Below are 17,015 nucleotides of genomic sequence, written 5' to 3' on the forward strand. Positions count from 1 at the left end.
CGGTTTCTGAACCTGACACACCGCTATCGGGAGCAAGCCCCCTCCCACATTGACCGGTGCTTATCTTAAAAAGCCAGCTTGTAGCCGATGCTCATCAACATGATCGCCAGGCACGGGCGCAGCACGCCGTCCGGGACTTTGCCGGTCATGTGGCTGCCCAGGTAAATGCCCGGCAGCGAGCCCATCAGCAGGAAACCCAGCAGGTGCCAGTCCATGTTGCCCATGCTGGCGTGGCCCAGGCCCGCCACCAGGGTCAGCGGCACGGCGTGGGCGATCTCGGTGCCCACCAGGCGGCGCGTGGCCAGGAAGGGATAGAGGATAAACAGCGCAACGGTGCCCAGGGCGCCGGCGCCGATGGAGGTCAGGGCAACCATGGTGCCGAGGATGGCGCCGGTCACCACCGTGAGCCCGTTCAGGTTGCGCGGGCTCATGTGGTAATCATCGCCGGCATGACGTTGAGCGAAGGCCAACAGGCTTTTCTTGAACAGAATCGCCAGGGCCGTCAGCAGCAGCACCACGCCGAGAGCCTGTTTGATCACCGCGTTCATCGCACTGGGATCGGTGTGCAGGCTGGCAAGGAACCACAGGGTCAGCAACACCGCCGGTACGCTGCCCAGGGTCAGCCAGCCAGTGATGCTCCAGTCGATATTGCGGTTCTTGCTGTGGACCAGCACCCCACCGGATTTGGTAATGGCGGCGTACAGCAGGTCAGTGCCCACGGCCGTCGCCGGGTTGATACCGAACCACAGCAGGATCGGCGTCATCAAAGAACCACCGCCGACACCGGTCATGCCCACGATAAAACCGACGATCAGGCCAGCGACGACAAACCCCAGATTACCCACATCCATTACAGCTACCCATGGCCTTATAAATTTCTGGCGGCAGGATAGCGATTTTTCTTATAACGACTTATACCAATATGATCTGACTTTATGCCTTTTTAACTCAGTCGGTGGCACACATACGCTTGAGTCTGGTACGGGAACGCCACGCTATCTCGCCCTTGCAACGCGGGGTGAGTGTCGATCAGCGCCTGCAACTGCGCGCTGACCTTGGCCTTTTCGGCATCGGGCAGCGCGGCGATAAAGCTCACCGACAGGAAACGGTCCATGATCACTTCCTGCGGGCTGCCCACATGCTTGTAGGGAAAACAGGTAAGTTCAGGCGCGGAAAAATACTTGCCGGTGAACGCTTCGCGCCAGCGCCCGGTATGAAAGCGCGGCGTGTCACCTTCATAAGGCGTGATGATTGCACTGATGGCGGCGACCCAGTCCACCGACTCATCGCGCACATTCCACACCAACCCCAGGCGCCCTCCGGGTTTAACTACGCGGTGGATCTGCGCGAGTGCCGCTTGCGTGGCAAACCAATGAAACGCTTGGGCGCAGACCACTGCGTCGGCGGTGGCGTCCCCTAACGGGATCGATTCGGCGGTGCCTTCCACCAGGCGCACATCGGGTAGCGACCTGGTCAATTGCGCGGCCATCGCCGCAATCGGCTCGACGGCGATCAGCGCAGGCGTCAAGGTGCTGAGCAAGCGGGTGAACTTGCCGGTACCGGCGCCCAGGTCGATCACCGTCGACTGCGGCTCAACCCCCAGCGCCTCACCGAGCCAGCCGATGAGTTGCCGTGGGTAGTCGGGCCTGCCCTGGACGTAGGTGGCGGCCTGGGTCGAGAAGCCCTGCTGGGCAGACGCGTGAACATCGGTCATTGTCGAACGCTCCTCAGTCGAATCGGGGAGCCTGATTATGCGCCTGCCGCCGGCAACCACAACCTGAACCGTGCGCCGCCCAAGGGTGAGGCCAACGCGGTCAATGTTCCGCCCTGGGCTTCAACGGCGCGCCGGCTGATGGCCAACCCCAGGCCGAAGCCGCCGGTGGCGCGGTCGCGGCTGCGGTCCAGGCGATAGAAGGGTTCGAAAATGCGCTCGCGCTGGTCCAGCGGGATGCCGATACCGTCATCATCCACGCAGATCTCACAGCCCTTGGGGCACACCTTGACCCCCACCTGAATGCGCTTTTCACAATAACGCGTGGCGTTGCGCAGCAGGTTCTGCAACGCGCGGGCGGTGAGGCGTGGGTCAAGGGCGAAACGCTCGACAGCACAGTCAAGCGCCACATCGATGACGATCTCGGGGTTTTCCATCTCGTCATCGACGCTGCCCAGTACGCTGTCGATAAACTCGTCGAGCATCACGTCCACCTGCTCCGGCAAGTGCGCCGGGTTTTGCAGGCGGCTGTAGGAGAGCAATTCCAGCACCAGTTCATCCAGTTCGCGAATATGCGCCACCAGGCTTTGCAAGCGTTCGCGACTGGCCTGGGGCAAGTCTTCGGACAAGGCCAGCGCCAAGCCGAAATCCAGACGCGTCAGCGGCGTGCGCAGCTCGTGGGAGACCGCATTGAGCAGGTCGCGTTGCTGGTTGAGCAAGTGCTCGATGTCATCGGCCATGGTATCGAACACCGACGCCAGGCTGCCGATGTTGGAGCTAGGCGGGATGTGCGTACGCTCACTGAGGTTCCCCCTGCCCAGGTGCGCAGCCGTGGTTTTCAGGCGCTCCAGGTCACGCCAGTGCGGGCGCAGCCAGACCAGCAGGCAGGCCAGCAGCGCCGCGCCGATCAACACATTCATCGACCAGTACAGCAGGTTCATGTCCATCGGGTCGGGCGGAACGGTCAGCTTGACCACGAACTGCTGGTTGATCGGTGAACTGATGTCCTCGACCCACCCCCACTCCCCCAGGCGAATCACCGGCTTGCCTTGCTCGAACAGCTTCTCCTCCTCGGGCGTGTAGCTGGCGTCCTGGCGCAACAGCAATTGCACCTTGAGCGGGGCAAAGTCGCGGCCGAGCTGCTCGGTGACCTGCGACCAGCGCTCCACCGGCGCTCGCTGGTATTGCTTGACGATCAGTGCCTGCTGGCCACGGGTCTGTTCGACGTTGTAGTCCATGTAGCGATGTTCGAACAACTGGATGACCAGCTTGGGAATCAGGAAGATCGCCGCGCTGTAGGTGACGATGGTGATCAGGTAGAGACGAATCAGCACACGGAACATGAATCAGCATTCCCACTCGGAACGGCTGAACAGGTAACCCTTGCCCCACACCGTCTTGATCTTGCGCGCCTCACCGGCATGGTCGTCGAACTTGCGACGCAGTTTGGAGATGGCCACGTCCACCGAGCGGTCGGTGCCATTGAATTCGATACCGCGCAGGCGTTGCAGGATCTGGTCGCGGCTGAGCACTTCGCCGGCATGCCGGGCCAGTACCACCAGCAGGTTGTATTCACCGCTGGACAGCTCCACCGGCTGCTCGCGCCAGGTCACCGTGCGTTCGGACAGGTCGATACACAGGTTGCCCATGATGATCTGGTCATTGGCCATCTGCGGTTCGGACAGGCTGCTGCGGCGCAGCAAGGTGCGCACACGGGCAAGCAGTACACGCGGCTCGCAGGGTTTGGTGACGTAGTCGTCGGCGCCCATTTCCAGGCCCAGCACTTGGTCGTGGCTGTCGTCGCGGGCGGTCAGCATCAGGATCGGCAGGCCCGCCGAGTCGGCGCGCAGCAGACGGCACACTTGCAGGCCGTCGAGACCGGGCAGCATCAGGTCGAGGATCACCAGGTCCGGCGGGTTGAGACGCGCACGTTCACGTACATGGTCGCCACGGCTGAGCACGCTGACGTGGTAGCCGTTGCGTTCCAGGTAGCTGGCAATCAGTTCCGAGAGTGCGACGTCGTCTTCCACCAGAAGGATGTTGGGCATAAAGGTGTTTCCAGAAAATACAGTATTGGTCGAACAAAAATCCCATGTGGGAGGGGGCTTGCTCCCGATAGCAGTGGTTCAGCGCCGCCTATTTCAGCTGATACACCGCTATCGGGAGCAAGCCCCCTCCCACATCGGATCTCCCGTGCCGGCAAGGTTGTGCAAGGATATACGCCCGCGGCGCCGAGCGCGCCGCACCTTACATTTCTTCACAGACACGCTACACAGCTTCACAGCACCACGGCGCAGGTGACCTTAGGATGCAGCCGTCATTATTGGGATAAGAGCATGTCGAAGAATCTGTTTGCGCCGTTTTGCCTGCTGGCCCTGGCGCTGGCCCTCAGCGCTTGCGGCAACTCGGCGGACGAAGCGCCGGAAATGCCCCTGGCCAAAGTCCGCATTGAAACCCTGCAGGCCAAGCCCCTCTCCATTACCAGCGAGTTGAGCGGGCGCATCGCCGCCCCGCGGATTGCCGAGGTGCGTGCGCGAGTGGCCGGCGTGGTGATGCAACGGGTGTTCAAGGAAGGTCATGACGTCAAACAGGGCGACGTACTGTTTCGCATCGATCCGGCACCGTTCAAGGCCGACCTGGACAGTGCCCAGGCCAACCTGAGCAAAGCCGAGGCCAATGCCTTCCAGGCTCGCTTGCAGGAACAGCGCTACAGCCAGTTGGTCGACGGCAACGCCATCAGCGCCCAGGACTACGACAATGCCCGCGCCAACCTGCGCCAGACCAATGCCGAAGTCGCCGCTAACAAGGCGGCCGTCGAACGCGCCCGGCTGAACCTGGGCTATGCCACCGTGACCGCGCCGATTTCCGGACGTATTGGCCGCGCCTTGGTGACCGAAGGCGCACTGGTCGGCCAGAACGAAGCCACGCCCCTGGCGATCATCCAGCAACTGGACCCGATCCACGCCGACCTGACGCAGTCCACCCGTGAGCTGAATGACCTGCGCCGCGCCTTCCGCGCCGGCAGTCTGAAGCAGGTCGGCCAGGACCAGGCCAAGGCCACGCTGATCCAGGATGACGGCAGCCCGTACCCGCTGCCGGGCAAATTGCTGTTTACCGACATCAGCGTCGACCCGGGCACCGGGCAGATCACCCTGCGCAGTGAGTTCCCCAACCCGAACCTCGACCTGCTGCCCGGCAGCTTTGTGCGGGTGCGCCTGGAACAGGCCGTCGACAAGCAAGGCATCAGCGTGCCGCAACGCGCCATTACCCGAGACAGCGCCGGCATACCGATGGTGCTGCTGTTGGATACCGAACAGACCGTCAGCCAGCAACCCGTGGAGTTGGGCGCCGTGATCGAGGACCGCTGGGTCGTCAGCAGTGGCCTCAAGCCCGGCGACCGCATCGTCGTCGAAGGGCTGCAACATGCGCGCCCCGGTGAAAAAGTCGAAGTGGATGACAGCCCTGCCTCGGGCCGTCTCGTAAAGGAATAACCCGCCATGCCGCAGTTCTTTATTGACCGCCCGATCTTCGCCTGGGTGGTCGCCCTGTTCATCCTGCTGGCCGGCGCAATCGCCATCCCGCAGTTGCCGGTGGCGCAGTACCCCAACGTCGCACCGCCGAAGGTGGAAATCTACGCGGTGTACCCGGGCGCCTCGGCCCAGACCCTGGACGAAAGCGTGGTCAGCCTGATCGAGCAGGAGCTCAACGGCGCCGACCACCTGCTGTACTTCGAATCCCAGAGCAGCCTCGGCTCGGCGACGATCACCGCGACCTTCCAGCCGGGCACCAACCCGGAAATGGCCCAGGTAGACGTGCAGAACCGTCTCAAGGCGGTGGAATCTCGCCTGCCGCAGGCGGTGACCCAGCAAGGCTTGCAGGTGGAGAAAGTTTCCGCAGGCTTCCTGCTGCTGGTGACCCTGACGTCCAACGACGGCAAGCTCGACGACGTGGCGCTCAGCGATTACCTGGCGCGCAACGTGATGAACGAACTCAAGCGCCTGGACGGTGTGGGCAAGGCCCAACTGTATGGTGCCGAGCGCGCCATGCGGATCTGGATCGACCCGCAGAAGCTGATCGGCTTCAACCTCACGCCGGCCGACGTCAACGCCGCGATCAGCGCGCAGAACGCGCAGGTTTCGGCGGGCAGCCTGGGCGATTTGCCGGGGACCAGGACCCAGGAAATCACCGCAGCGATCCTGGTCAAGGGCCAGCTGTCGACGCCGGCGGAATTCGCCGACATCGTGCTTAAAGCCAACCCGGACGGCTCCACCGTGCGCATCGGTGATGTGGCGCGGGTGGAAATCGGCAGCCAGGAATACCAGTTTTCCACCCGCCTGAACGGCAAGCCGTCCACTGCGGTCAGCGTGCAGCTGTCACCCGGCGCCAACGCCCTGAACACCGCGACCCTGGTGCGGGCGAAGATGGATGAGCTGTCACGTTACTTCCCGGCCAACGTGGAATACAAGATCCCGTACGACACCTCGCCGTTCGTCAAGGTCTCGATCACCAAGGTGGTCTACACCCTGCTGGAAGCCATGGCGCTGGTGTTTGCGGTGATGTTCCTGTTCCTGCAGAACGTGCGCTACACCTTGATCCCGACCCTGGTGGTGCCGATTGCCTTGATGGGCACTTTTGCGACCATGCTGTTGCTGGGGTTCTCGATCAACGTGCTGACCATGTTCGGCATGGTACTGGCCATCGGCATCCTGGTGGACGATGCGATTGTGGTGGTCGAGAACGTCGAGCGCATCATGGCCACCGAGGGCCTGTCGCCCAAGGAGGCAACGCGCAAGGCCATGGGCCAGATCACCGGCGCGATTGTCGGCATCACTCTGGTGCTGGTCGCGGTGTTCCTGCCGATGGCGTTCATGCCGGGTTCGGTGGGGGTGATCTACCAGCAATTCTCGCTGTCGATGGCCACCTCGATCCTGTTCTCGGCGTTTCTGGCCCTGACCTTGACGCCCGCCTTGTGCGCGACCCTGCTCAAGCCGATTGCCAAGGGCGAACACCACACCAAGGGCGGTTTTTTCGGCTGGTTCAACCGGCGCTTTGAAAACCTCACCGACCGCTACGAAGGCTGGGTGGCCTATGCGCTCAAGCGCAGCGGCCGCTATTTGCTGATCTACGTGGTATTGCTGGTGGGCCTGGGGTGGATGTTCAGCCGCCTGCCCTCCTCGTTCCTGCCGGTGGAAGACCAGGGCTACACCATCACCGATATCCAACTGCCGCCGGGTGCGAGCAAGAACCGCACGGTGCAGGTGGCCGAGCAGATCGAAGCGCACAACGCCGAAGAACCTGGGGTGGGTGATACCACCATGATCATGGGTTTCAGTTTCTCCGGTTCCGGGCAGAACGCGGCGTTGGCGTTTACCACGCTCAAGGATTGGTCGGAACGTGGCAGCGATGACGCTGCCGCATCGATTGCCGAGCGCGCCAACATGGCCTTCACCGAACTCAAGGACGCCGTTGCCTACGCGATCCTGCCCCCGCCGGTCGATGGCCTGGGCACCTCCAGCGGTTTCGAGTTCCGTTTGCAGGACCGCGGTGGCGTCGGCCATGCCGGCTTGATGGCAGCCCGCACCGAGCTGCTGGCGGCGGCGGAAAAAAGCCCGATCCTGGCCAACGTACGCGAAAGCGCCCTGGCCGAAGCGCCTCAAGTGCAGTTGCAGGTTGACCGCAAGCGAGCCAACGCCTTGGGCGTTTCGTTCGCCGATGTGGGTAATGTGTTGTCCTCGGCCGTCGGCTCGGCCTATATCAACGACTTCCCCAACCAGGGCCGCATGCAGCGGGTGGTGGTGCAGGCCGAAGGCGACCAGCGCAGCCAGGTGGCGGACTTGATGAAGATCAACGTACGCAACAACGCCGGGAAGATGGTGCCCCTGTCGGCGTTTGTCGAAGCCAAATGGACTCAGGGCCCGACGCAGTTGACGCGCTACAACGGCTACCCGGCCATCGCCATCAGTGGTGAACCGGCGCCGGGTCACAGTACCGGCGAGGCCATGCAAGAGATCCAGCGCCTGGTCAGCCAACTGCCGGCGGGCCTGGGCCAGGAATGGACGGGGCTGTCGTTGCAGGAGCGCTTGTCCGGCTCCCAGGCGCCGCTGTTGCTTGGTCTGTCGCTGCTGATCGTGTTCCTGTGCCTGGCGGCGCTGTACGAAAGCTGGTCGATCCCGACCTCGGTATTGCTGGTGGTGCCGCTGGGTGTGCTTGGCGCGGTCGTGGCCGTGGCCTTGCGGGGCATGCCCAACGATGTGTTCTTCAAGGTGGGCCTGATCACCATCATCGGCCTGTCGGCGAAGAACGCGATCTTGATCATCGAGTTCGCCAAGGACCTGTACCAGCAGGGCGACGACCTGATCGACGCCACCTTGAAGGCTGCGCGGTTGCGCCTGCGGCCAATCATCATGACGTCGCTGGCGTTCATTCTCGGCGTGGTGCCGCTGGCGATTGCCACCGGTGCCAGTTCGGCGAGCCAGCAGGCGATTGGTACGGGGGTGATCGGCGGAATGATCACGGCGACATTGGCGGTGGTGTTTGTGCCGGTGTTCTTTGTGGTGGTCATGAAGTTGGTGCGCAAGCGCCATAAGACCGAGTGATGCTATGGTGCTCACAACCTCTGAGTTGTGAGCACCTATGCCCTTTCTAGCCCGCACCCACCCTCGCCTCTCCACCGCCGCTGTAATGGGCATTGCGGTGGGCATCCTGGCACCGTCCGACACCCTCCTGGGCAAAATCCTCATCGGCTGGAACGCCGGCGTGTGGACCTATCTGGTCCTGATGCTGTGGCTGACCATCCGCGCCAAGGCGCAGGATGTAAAACGCATCGCGGAAATCGAGGATGAAAACGCCGGCCTGGTGCTGTTCATGGTCTGCATCGCGGCCATCGCCAGCCTCGCCGCCATCACGTTCGAGCTGATCGGCAGTAAAGACCTGGCCCCCACCGAGCGCCTGTTGCATTACGGCTTCACCGGGTTGACGGTCATCGGCTCGTGGTTGTTGATCGGGGTGATTTTCAGCGTGCACTACGCTCGCCTCTATTACACCTGGGAGGGCAAGGAGCCGGCACTGCGCTTTGCCGAAGGGCTGCTCACGCCGAACTATTGGGACTTCCTGTATTTCTCCTTCACCATCGGCGTGGCGGTGCAGACGTCCGATGTGGGCGTGGCCACGCGCAGCCTGCGCAAGGTGGTGCTGGGGCAATCGTTGATCGGGTTTCTGTTCAATACGGCGATTCTGGGGTTCTCGATCAATATCGCCGCCGGGCTGTTCAGCTGACACCGCACCTGCTTTTAGACGCTGAGTTGGACTGGGCCGAGTATCCCCATGTGAACCTGCCAGAAGCGGTTTGAGTTAGTACTCAAACGAATTAAAAATGTGTACTTAGACTATTTGATCCGTCGAGAAACGCTCATACATTACGGTCTACGTATACTGTTATTTCTGACAGTTTACAGGTTAGACACTCTGCTATTACATGCTTCAGACAGAGCCGCTGATGCCTCTGTTATTCGCACAACCACCCGCGATGGAGAAGCGATCATGACTGTACAAGCGCAAATTTTAACCCCCGAGCAACAAAAGGCATTGGGCCCAAAACGAATCAATGCGTCGGGTACCTTCGACGCACGTATCGATTCCGCTCCCGTTCATTTTCAGACCACCACCCTATCCCGCAATTACGAGCTGGCGGTCTTTAGAGTCAATGCCCGGCATGCCGATAACGCGGCCACCATCAAAGAACTATTTATTCAGGTGCCCGATAGTATTGAAGTCGGCAAGGTAATCAAATTGGAGGAGCAGGAATTTACCAGCGTTGAAGTCTGGTACTCGGTAAAATCGCCCACGGCACACTATACGGTCAGTGGCATTAAAGGCGATTTGATCATCATGGGGCTGGCCCCGGGTGTCATTAAAATCAGAGGTACATTGCATGCTACTACCGATGCCGATGCCAACGGAAATCCACATTTGGTCGAAGTCGACTTCAACCTGACCAGTTGATGGTCATGCCACATGCAAAAACGCCCGTATCTCTCGATACGGGCGTTTTTGCATAGCGTGTAATTACCAGGTGTAACGAACCCCCACGTTGGCGCCCCAAGGCTGCTCAACCTTACCGCCGCTGCTGTGCTCAAGATCGGCATGCAATTGAAGGTTCTGCGACAACTTCACAGCCACACCCGCACCGAATTCTGCTCGGGAACCGGACAGATCGTTGTTGAACACATTGTTATTGACCGAAACCTTATTGTTATTGGCAAACTCATGCACCATCGCTGCCCGTAAATAAGGCTGTAGCACACTGCCGCTGTCGAGTTGGATGTCACGCCCCACGGTCGCACCGGCCTTGGCCAGTATCGAGCGGGTGCGCTCGCCCTTGGCTTGCAGACCGTTATCCAGGCTGTAACTGCCGCCCTGGATGACTACGGTGGACATCTGCGCATACGGCTCGACGAAGAACCCATCGTCCAACTTGATGTTGCGACCGACCTCCGCCGACAAACCGCCACCGGTGTTGTTGTACTTGCCTTTGGACGAAGTTCCGTCACTGAGCCCAACCTTGGACTCATTATGGAACCGGTTGACCTTCGCGACCGCATCGAAATACAGACCGCTTTCCTCGTCCAACCACGTCGCGTAGGCACCCAGGTAGTAGCTCTTCACGTTACCGGAAGTGCCGCGCTTGAGGTTCAAGTCCGAGGTGCTGTGACCCGCCATTACCCCCACCAGCCACTGACTGTCGGCCAACGGAGTATCGGCGCCCAAGGTAAAGCCCTGTTGGTTCTGGCTGTAACCAACACCCGTGCTGTCGGCCACCTTGTACTTATTGCCATAGCCCCGGATCCACACCCCCGCCTGACCCGGCTCGAAACGCAACTCACCCATGCGTGTACGCAGTGAGGTCGCCTCACCGTACCATACGGTCGGTGCGGTATTGAACAAGGCCAGTACCGAGCGAGTGCCTGGGCTTATCACGCGGTTGTTCGGGTCAAGGAACCAGTCAGTGCCTTCCTTCTTCAGGCCGTAGGAGTAAGCACCTACGTCGACCACATCACCGACCAGGGAAAATTGCGCGTCGCCTCCGCCGGTATGCACGATGCGAATATCCTCCGGATTGACCGGTTCCGCACCACTGGCCGCGAGCAACAGGCGGTGATTGCCTTTGGCCTCGCCTTCGATATTCAGGAAGTCCGTGACGCCACGCGCGAAATCGGTGCCCATGACGAAGGTACCGTTGCCGTCGAGGCTGTCCAGATCCAGCTGATAGAACGCGTCGGTGTGACCGAACTTCACCGTACCGCCCGCCAGGCTCAGTGCGCCAACCTGGCTGTCGCCTGTGAGTTCCCAAAAAGACTGGTCGCCGATATCCAGGCGGGTGACATTCTGCAATTGGCCGGTCAGGCTGGCGTGGTTCTGCAGCTTCAAATCTGCGCTGCTGCCATCCTCGACAATGACGTTACCCTTCAATTGGCTGTTGTCGACATTCATACTCGCCGTGGCGCCGCCGTTAACTTCCAGCAATGTGCCGTTGCCACCGATCAACGTGGAGCCGTTACGCACATCGATTTCTGCTCGTGGGGTCGAACCCTGCTCACCATTAACCACGATGGCGGAACCGCTGCGGCCCTCGACACTGGAGTTATCCAGCACCAGTTTACCCACGCCGCCTTCGTCATAGTCATCAGAGAACAACACGCCGTTTTTGCCGCCGATGATTCGGCTTTGGCTGGCAGTGACCGTTGCCCTGTCGACAAACACGCCAAAACTGTCGGCGCCGGTGCCTTCAACCAATGTGTTTTGACTGAAGTGCAGTTCACTATTGCCCGCCGCCATCGCCCCGCCGATATGGCCACGAATGGTGCTATTGAATACTTCGGCAACGCCCCCTTTATCGGAGTCGAAGCTCTGGAATGTTTGCAGGCCTACGGTGGTATGGCTAGTGATGTTGCTGTCATGAATGAGAGCATTGCTGTCATCCAGGCGTACTGCGCCGAACACAGCGTGAGATGAATCGACGGTAGCGCCGTTCAGGCTGACGGACGATCCCTGGGTGGCACGGACATCATCAATCAGGCTGCCCGCATTGACAATCAACGCCGAATCGTTGACCAGAATATGCTGTGCCCGGGCACCATTAACGGTCAGCTCGGACTTCATATCCAGTTGCCAGTCATTGGGTAGTTCACCGGCCTCAATGGTTTTTGACTCGCCAATCAGTTGAACAGCGTGTGCGCTCGATTGAAAAGCGGCAAACATAAGAAAAGTAATAGTTGGAACTTTCATCATCTTGCTCAAGGGTTTGAGCTCGAAGTTGGTTAACACGGACATAGGTTTTCACTCTCTGGGCTAGTGCCTTTGAAACGGTTTGGCTCGTTCCCTCGGAATGGAGCCTTACCTGTGCGGCGCAGAGATTACTGAGTGAACTTACCCAAGGATGTAGGATTAATCTGAACAGGATGTAGCGGCGGGCAATACATAGCTTCAGAAATATAAGGCGATCGAGGTGAACCTGTGAACTCAGCTTCTAGAATGCCTATTTTCAACTACCAACTGCCGGATACGTCAAAGGGAAGCGACGCTTCCCTTTGACGGTTTCAACTGACAGCCTGCTTTAAGGTCTCACAATCTCCTCGCCATCGCAGTAGGACGCCGGATTGGAAAAATTCGAGTAAATTTCGGCCAGCTCACTGTTACCGGTCGCTCCGCTGCTCACCACTGTGCTGTAGGTCACTTCGCAAGGCCCAATCGCAGACTGCTTGAGGAATGCACCGTAAATAATTTCGACAATGAAGCCATCATCCACATCATCCTGGCTCAACGATGGGTGGGTAAAGACCTCCGTGAATGGGCCCGGTGGAAAGCCAAAGGCCTCGCTCCAAATAGTCACGGTTACTCTCACATCATTACCGACCACCAGTCTTGGATCTGCTGGAATGAAAAGCTCGGCAAAGAGCGTCGGCGGCACCCCAGGGCCACGACTCTGCAAGGACACGCAGCTCCACTCAGCGTTGGCATCAAGATGCCGGAATCGAGCAGCTTGCAATGTCTCCGTCACGGCATCGATCACGTTGACGGTGGTAACACCCGACGGGTTTTCATTAGTGGTGCCGGGGCCGGTGACTACGTAGCTGACCGGCTGCATGCCATTACCATGTCTAGCCACTACGTCCCACGGGATGGTGAACGTCGCATCCGCCCCGGGCGTCAGGGTACTGAGGTTAAAAGGCCCGACGCGTTCTCGGGTGACGCCCCAGAACAGGAAAAACCTGTTGTTCGCATGAGGCGCCGCTGCAACGGTCCAGAGCGGAATCACAATCGTGACAGGTTGATTCGCATCGACGATGCGCAGGGTGTTCAACTCGGGAGTCGAAACCGCACCATACACCTGTGCCAGTTGCAGTCCAGGGTTTACATCTCCCGGTTCAAGGGTGCCAGGAAGAATCGCGCCTTCCACCGACAAATCAAGTCGCACGGTTTTGTCGGGAGAGTCAAAGAGAACGCCATTTCGGTCGATACGATAGCGCACGATCACAGTCTGCGGCCCCAGTGTTGCGGTATATGCGGCCTTGATCGCGTCGTTCATATTACTGAAGATAACGTCAAATCCGCTAAGCGCTGGCGTTTGCGTCCCATATGGCTGCGTACCCCATTGCAACTCGAACCTGTCCAGCCCGATCGCATGATGAAGGTACTCTACAATATGAACGTCAATTCCTTGCACATAATCCGCAATATCGAGCAGATCATCGGTACTGTTGTCCGGGGCGGGCGCCAATGGAATGCGGACTGACAATGGCTGGGGATCGTCAAGCAGTGCAACGGTACGAAAATCATTGAACGAAGGGCGGCTGATGTTACCGGCCCGATCACGGATGACGTAGAAAACATAGTACAAACCACTCAAAATTATCTGAGCGGCCGGCAGGAAGAAAGTGCCCCCCGTAGTCAGCATCGGTATCCCTAGTGGATCGCTGACCAAATGCTCGGGACGCGGGTCCATTACCGGGCTGAAGTAAACAAAAAACCTGTCCCCTTGTTCGAATTGCCCCGGCTGCGAGGGATAACCGTTCGCTGGAATGCGGATCTCCAGGCCACCTTCTTGTATCAGGAACGCATTGTTGATCACGGTGCCCGGCGGCGCGTTGACAAACTCCGGAACATCCGGTTGCTCACGGGATGACTCAACGGCATAAGGCGCAATGGTATCGACCCGAAATGCCCCCGGATTGGAGCTGTCGAAGGGGGTTCCCGGTATGCCCGCTTGATTACGGTACTGGGTATTTCTAAGCTCGTAGAAACCGTGTCGAAACTGGGGTGTCGGCGCGGGCACGAACCTGTTGATAACGGGCGGAACCGGGGGGGTAATGGCGGTTAGTTGATAGGGCGCTACCAAGGTGACCCACGTGGGCGGAATCACATCAGTAGGGCGAATCTCGATGCTCATCCAATCGGTGTTCCTTGACGCTACCCCCGTACTCAATTCCACGTTAATACCTACAGGTGCAACCGACGCAGGAATAAGGCCGGTTGCATCATCCAGCGCTTCAACGATCGTAGGCGCATTGAGAACCAAAGGCGCAGGTGCAGTAGTCGAACCACGTTTTTTAGTCATTTCGGTCTCTCCTTGGTGTTTTAAACAGACACGCTCGCTCCCGTCGATGGCATTCAGCCAACCACGCTGACTCGAAAAAACATCCATCAGAGCGATGTAGCCCAACATTCATGCGCTGGGATGACTCGGCTCAAGGCTCGGGGCCATTACCGTCAATCCAGCAGTAGATGGGGTCGGGCGGCGGTGGCGACGTCAGCACCACACGGTCGAACTGCACGAACCTGGAGGCGGAGCGGCCTATGATCGCCCCCGCTCTGGACACCAAATAGCTAGCCTCTCCACCTGCGTTCTCTTTCAATGGGCGGATCAGACGTTCCACATCACGGATCCAGAAGTTGAAGCCGGCTGCATCCCCTCCCGCGTCCCAATAATGCTCAAGGGTTTCCACAATGTTGGGGTCTGGATTGACATCAGGGTATTGGCCATACCCTTGAAACCTGAGCGTGATCAAATCCCCATCAAGGATGTTCGGATCGGGGGGAATGTGTACCTCGACCCCTAACCAAATCGGCGGCTGAGTGCTGCAGGTCAAATACCGGTTGGGGTGGGACTCGGATTGGGGAAACCGGGGGCGTGTGTACATGATGGGAGGAAGGTCGGTTTGCAGCCCGACCCGCGCCACCTGTGAAAATTCCGGGTTCACATTTCCGGCACGATCCTCCAGACGATAAAAACAGAACAGCCAGAGAGCACCCGGGAACCTGCGGAACACGTCGTTGGGCACCTCTACAAAAATGCGGCCATTGGCACTCGTCAGCGGTAGCGAGGTCAGTGTCGGCAAGCCCGTTGGCAGCATATTCAGGTCAGAAAAATACATATGTACCTTGTCACCGACCTCACGTCCTCGATAGCCCGGAGGGATTTCCATGGGCACCATGGGATTGTTGTCCAGGTAGTCCTGAGTTATCGGATCTATCGGGAAAATCGCAGGAGGAAGGAACGCGCCAGCACCAGGGGCATCGCGGTCGATTCTGATAGTCACCGTTTCAGAGGTATCGACGCTGGGACTATCTGGCCGGGTGTTATGGATCCGATACCTGAGATCAACGACAGCGCTGCTCAGTAAAAAGGCCCGAGGAATCGTCAGCGATATGGGAAAGTCGGCATCCGTCAGCGGGCCAACCAGTTCGAACGGGGGGGTATCGGCGGGTCTGGCGCCATGGACAGCCCACTCAAAAATCACATATTGGAACCTGCCTGTAGCGGGTAAAACCGCCCAAGGCGTTTCAAGCAACATCTTCAAATCGTCGAAATAAAATTTAGCGGGGATCAACCCATCCGGTAGTGCATCGACGACTTTTGGCTTATCCAGCACGAGGATACCGCCAGGGCCCGAAGGACCATTCGCATTCGGCTGGGTTGTATTGGAAGTGGTCATCGAAACCTCCCGCAACTCAATCACTCTCGATGCGCCTTTTTGTCTAAAAACTCAGACGGCTCAGGCGCTGTTGGTGCAATTGAACACCTCCTTTACGCCGGCTGATACTGTCAGATTTCACAGGTAGCAGCGCCATTCGTCCGCTTTTCAGCGTCTGACGACAGAGCCATCACCAAGAAATTCTTGACGAGGCCGGTTGACTAGTGTTTTCTGAAACCGGTTTCAGTGAAACACCAAATCCAATAAGAAAGGTTCTGCCGTGACTCCATTTTCCGCCGCCCAGCGCAGCCGCGTGACCATGCTCGACGTCGCCGAGCGCGCCGGGGTGTCCAAGGCCAGCGTGTCGCGCTTTATCGGCGATGACCGCGCGCTGCTCTCTGATGCCATTGCCCTGCGCATCGAACAAGCCATCGAAGCCCTCGGCTACCGCCCCAACCAGATGGCCCGTGGCCTGAAACGTGGGCGCACACGCCTGATCGGCATGTTGGTGGCGGATATCCGCAACCCCTACTCCATTGCGGTGATGCATGGCGTCGAAACCGCTTGCCGCCGGCACGGCTACAGCCTGGTGGTGTGCAACACCGACCGCGATGACGAGCAGGAGCGCCAGCACCTGGCGGCGCTGCGTTCGTACAACATCGAAGGGCTGATCGTGAACACCCTCGGCCATCACCTCGACCAATTGCTGGAGCTGCGACGGGAAATGCCCCTGGTGCTGGTGGACCGCAAGGTCGAACCGCTGCACAGCGACCTGGTGGGCCTGGATAACCCGGCCGCCGTGCACATGGCGCTCGAGCATCTGCAGCAGCAGGGCTACCGCGACGTGTTGATGGTCAGTGAAGCGGCCGACGGCACCAGCTCGCGCCTGGAGCGCCAGGCCGGTTTCATTGCCGAGATCGAGCGCCGCCCGGGGTTGACCGGCAAAGTGCTGGAGCTCGATGACGCCCTGGAAAACAACCTGCACACCTTTCTCGCCAAGCCCGGCGCCAAGGCGCTGTTCTGCGCCAACGGCGTCGCCGCGCTGGCCTGCACCCGTGCGCTCAAGGCGTTGGGCTGCCACCTGTTCGACGACGTTGGCCTGCTCGCCCTGGATGACCTGGACTGGTATCCGCTGGTGGGCAGCGGCATCACCGCCCTCGCCCAACCGACCGAGGCGATCGGCGCCAGTGCGTTTGACTGCCTGCTCAAGCGCTTGCGCGGCGACACCGATCCCACCCGCACCCTGGATTTCCTGCCCGAGTTGATCGTGCGCGGCTCTACTCGGCGCCTTTAAATGTCTTGCACCTTTCTTTGCACCTTCCTTGCACAAAAAA

At 59.6% G+C, this 17,015-nt stretch carries 12 protein-coding genes; 5 read left to right on the plus strand and 7 right to left on the minus strand.

Going from position 1 to position 17,015, the window contains the following annotated elements:
- Positions 1 to 65 precede the first annotated feature (65 nt).
- From ACQRBV_RS23405 to ACQRBV_RS23420, 4 genes are all read right to left on the minus strand, one after another.
- The gene (locus tag ACQRBV_RS23405) at positions 66 to 851 is read right to left on the minus strand and encodes a sulfite exporter TauE/SafE family protein (protein ID WP_060757067.1); all 786 of its coding nucleotides are present in this window, start codon (positions 849 to 851) and stop codon (positions 66 to 68) included.
- 92 nt (positions 852 to 943) lie between these two features.
- Positions 944 to 1,714 (minus strand): class I SAM-dependent methyltransferase, encoded by a 771-nt coding sequence (locus ACQRBV_RS23410; RefSeq protein WP_411983910.1) that lies wholly within the window; start codon positions 1,712 to 1,714, stop codon positions 944 to 946.
- Between the two features lie 35 nt (positions 1,715 to 1,749).
- Positions 1,750 to 3,054 carry an ATP-binding protein gene (locus ACQRBV_RS23415; RefSeq protein ID WP_244383694.1) on the minus strand — a complete coding sequence of 435 codons (1,305 nt, stop codon included), beginning with the start codon at positions 3,052 to 3,054 and terminating at the stop codon, positions 1,750 to 1,752.
- A gap of 3 nt (positions 3,055 to 3,057) precedes the next feature.
- On the minus strand, positions 3,058 to 3,759 hold the full coding sequence (locus ACQRBV_RS23420) for a response regulator transcription factor (RefSeq protein ID WP_060757070.1): 702 nt from the start codon (positions 3,757 to 3,759) through the stop codon (positions 3,058 to 3,060).
- A gap of 288 nt (positions 3,760 to 4,047) precedes the next feature.
- Between ACQRBV_RS23420 and ACQRBV_RS23425 the strand changes: the two genes are divergently transcribed.
- The 4 genes from ACQRBV_RS23425 to ACQRBV_RS23440 all read left to right on the plus strand — a co-directional run bounded on the left by ACQRBV_RS23425 (position 4,048) and on the right by ACQRBV_RS23440 (position 9,712).
- Positions 4,048 to 5,202: an efflux RND transporter periplasmic adaptor subunit gene (locus ACQRBV_RS23425; protein ID WP_060757071.1), complete on the plus strand. Its 1,155-nt coding sequence runs from the start codon at positions 4,048 to 4,050 to the stop codon at positions 5,200 to 5,202.
- Between the two features lie 6 nt (positions 5,203 to 5,208).
- Positions 5,209 to 8,307 carry an efflux RND transporter permease subunit gene (locus ACQRBV_RS23430; RefSeq protein ID WP_161549516.1) on the plus strand — a complete coding sequence of 1,033 codons (3,099 nt, stop codon included), beginning with the start codon at positions 5,209 to 5,211 and terminating at the stop codon, positions 8,305 to 8,307.
- Positions 8,308 to 8,344: 37 nt separating this feature from the next.
- Entirely contained in the window at positions 8,345 to 8,986 is a 642-nt protein-coding gene (locus ACQRBV_RS23435; RefSeq protein WP_244698612.1) for a DUF1345 domain-containing protein, read from the plus strand.
- Between the two features lie 264 nt (positions 8,987 to 9,250).
- Positions 9,251 to 9,712, plus strand: coding sequence for a hypothetical protein (locus ACQRBV_RS23440; protein WP_060757074.1), 462 nt, complete (start codon positions 9,251 to 9,253; stop codon positions 9,710 to 9,712).
- Positions 9,713 to 9,775: 63 nt separating this feature from the next.
- Here ACQRBV_RS23440 and ACQRBV_RS23445 read toward each other — a convergent pair whose 3' ends face one another.
- The 3 genes from ACQRBV_RS23445 to ACQRBV_RS23455 all read right to left on the minus strand — a co-directional run bounded on the left by ACQRBV_RS23445 (position 9,776) and on the right by ACQRBV_RS23455 (position 15,702).
- Complete coding sequence (locus ACQRBV_RS23445; RefSeq protein WP_060757075.1) at positions 9,776 to 12,040, minus strand: autotransporter outer membrane beta-barrel domain-containing protein; 2,265 nt, start codon at positions 12,038 to 12,040, stop codon at positions 9,776 to 9,778.
- Positions 12,041 to 12,323: 283 nt separating this feature from the next.
- Positions 12,324 to 14,324, minus strand: coding sequence for a hypothetical protein (locus ACQRBV_RS23450; RefSeq protein WP_411983909.1), 2,001 nt, complete (start codon positions 14,322 to 14,324; stop codon positions 12,324 to 12,326).
- A 130-nt stretch (positions 14,325 to 14,454) separates the two neighbouring features.
- Positions 14,455 to 15,702 carry a hypothetical protein gene (locus ACQRBV_RS23455; protein ID WP_060757077.1) on the minus strand — a complete coding sequence of 416 codons (1,248 nt, stop codon included), beginning with the start codon at positions 15,700 to 15,702 and terminating at the stop codon, positions 14,455 to 14,457.
- Positions 15,703 to 15,961: 259 nt separating this feature from the next.
- On the opposite strand from ACQRBV_RS23455, the gene ACQRBV_RS23460 reads away from it, so the two are divergent.
- Positions 15,962 to 16,975: a LacI family DNA-binding transcriptional regulator gene (locus tag ACQRBV_RS23460; RefSeq protein ID WP_411983908.1), complete on the plus strand. Its 1,014-nt coding sequence runs from the start codon at positions 15,962 to 15,964 to the stop codon at positions 16,973 to 16,975.
- The last annotated feature ends 40 nt before the right edge of the window (positions 16,976 to 17,015 follow it).

Source organism: Pseudomonas sp. R11F, from assembly GCF_050312575.1.
Classification (GTDB): domain Bacteria; phylum Pseudomonadota; class Gammaproteobacteria; order Pseudomonadales; family Pseudomonadaceae; genus Aquipseudomonas; species Aquipseudomonas palleroniana.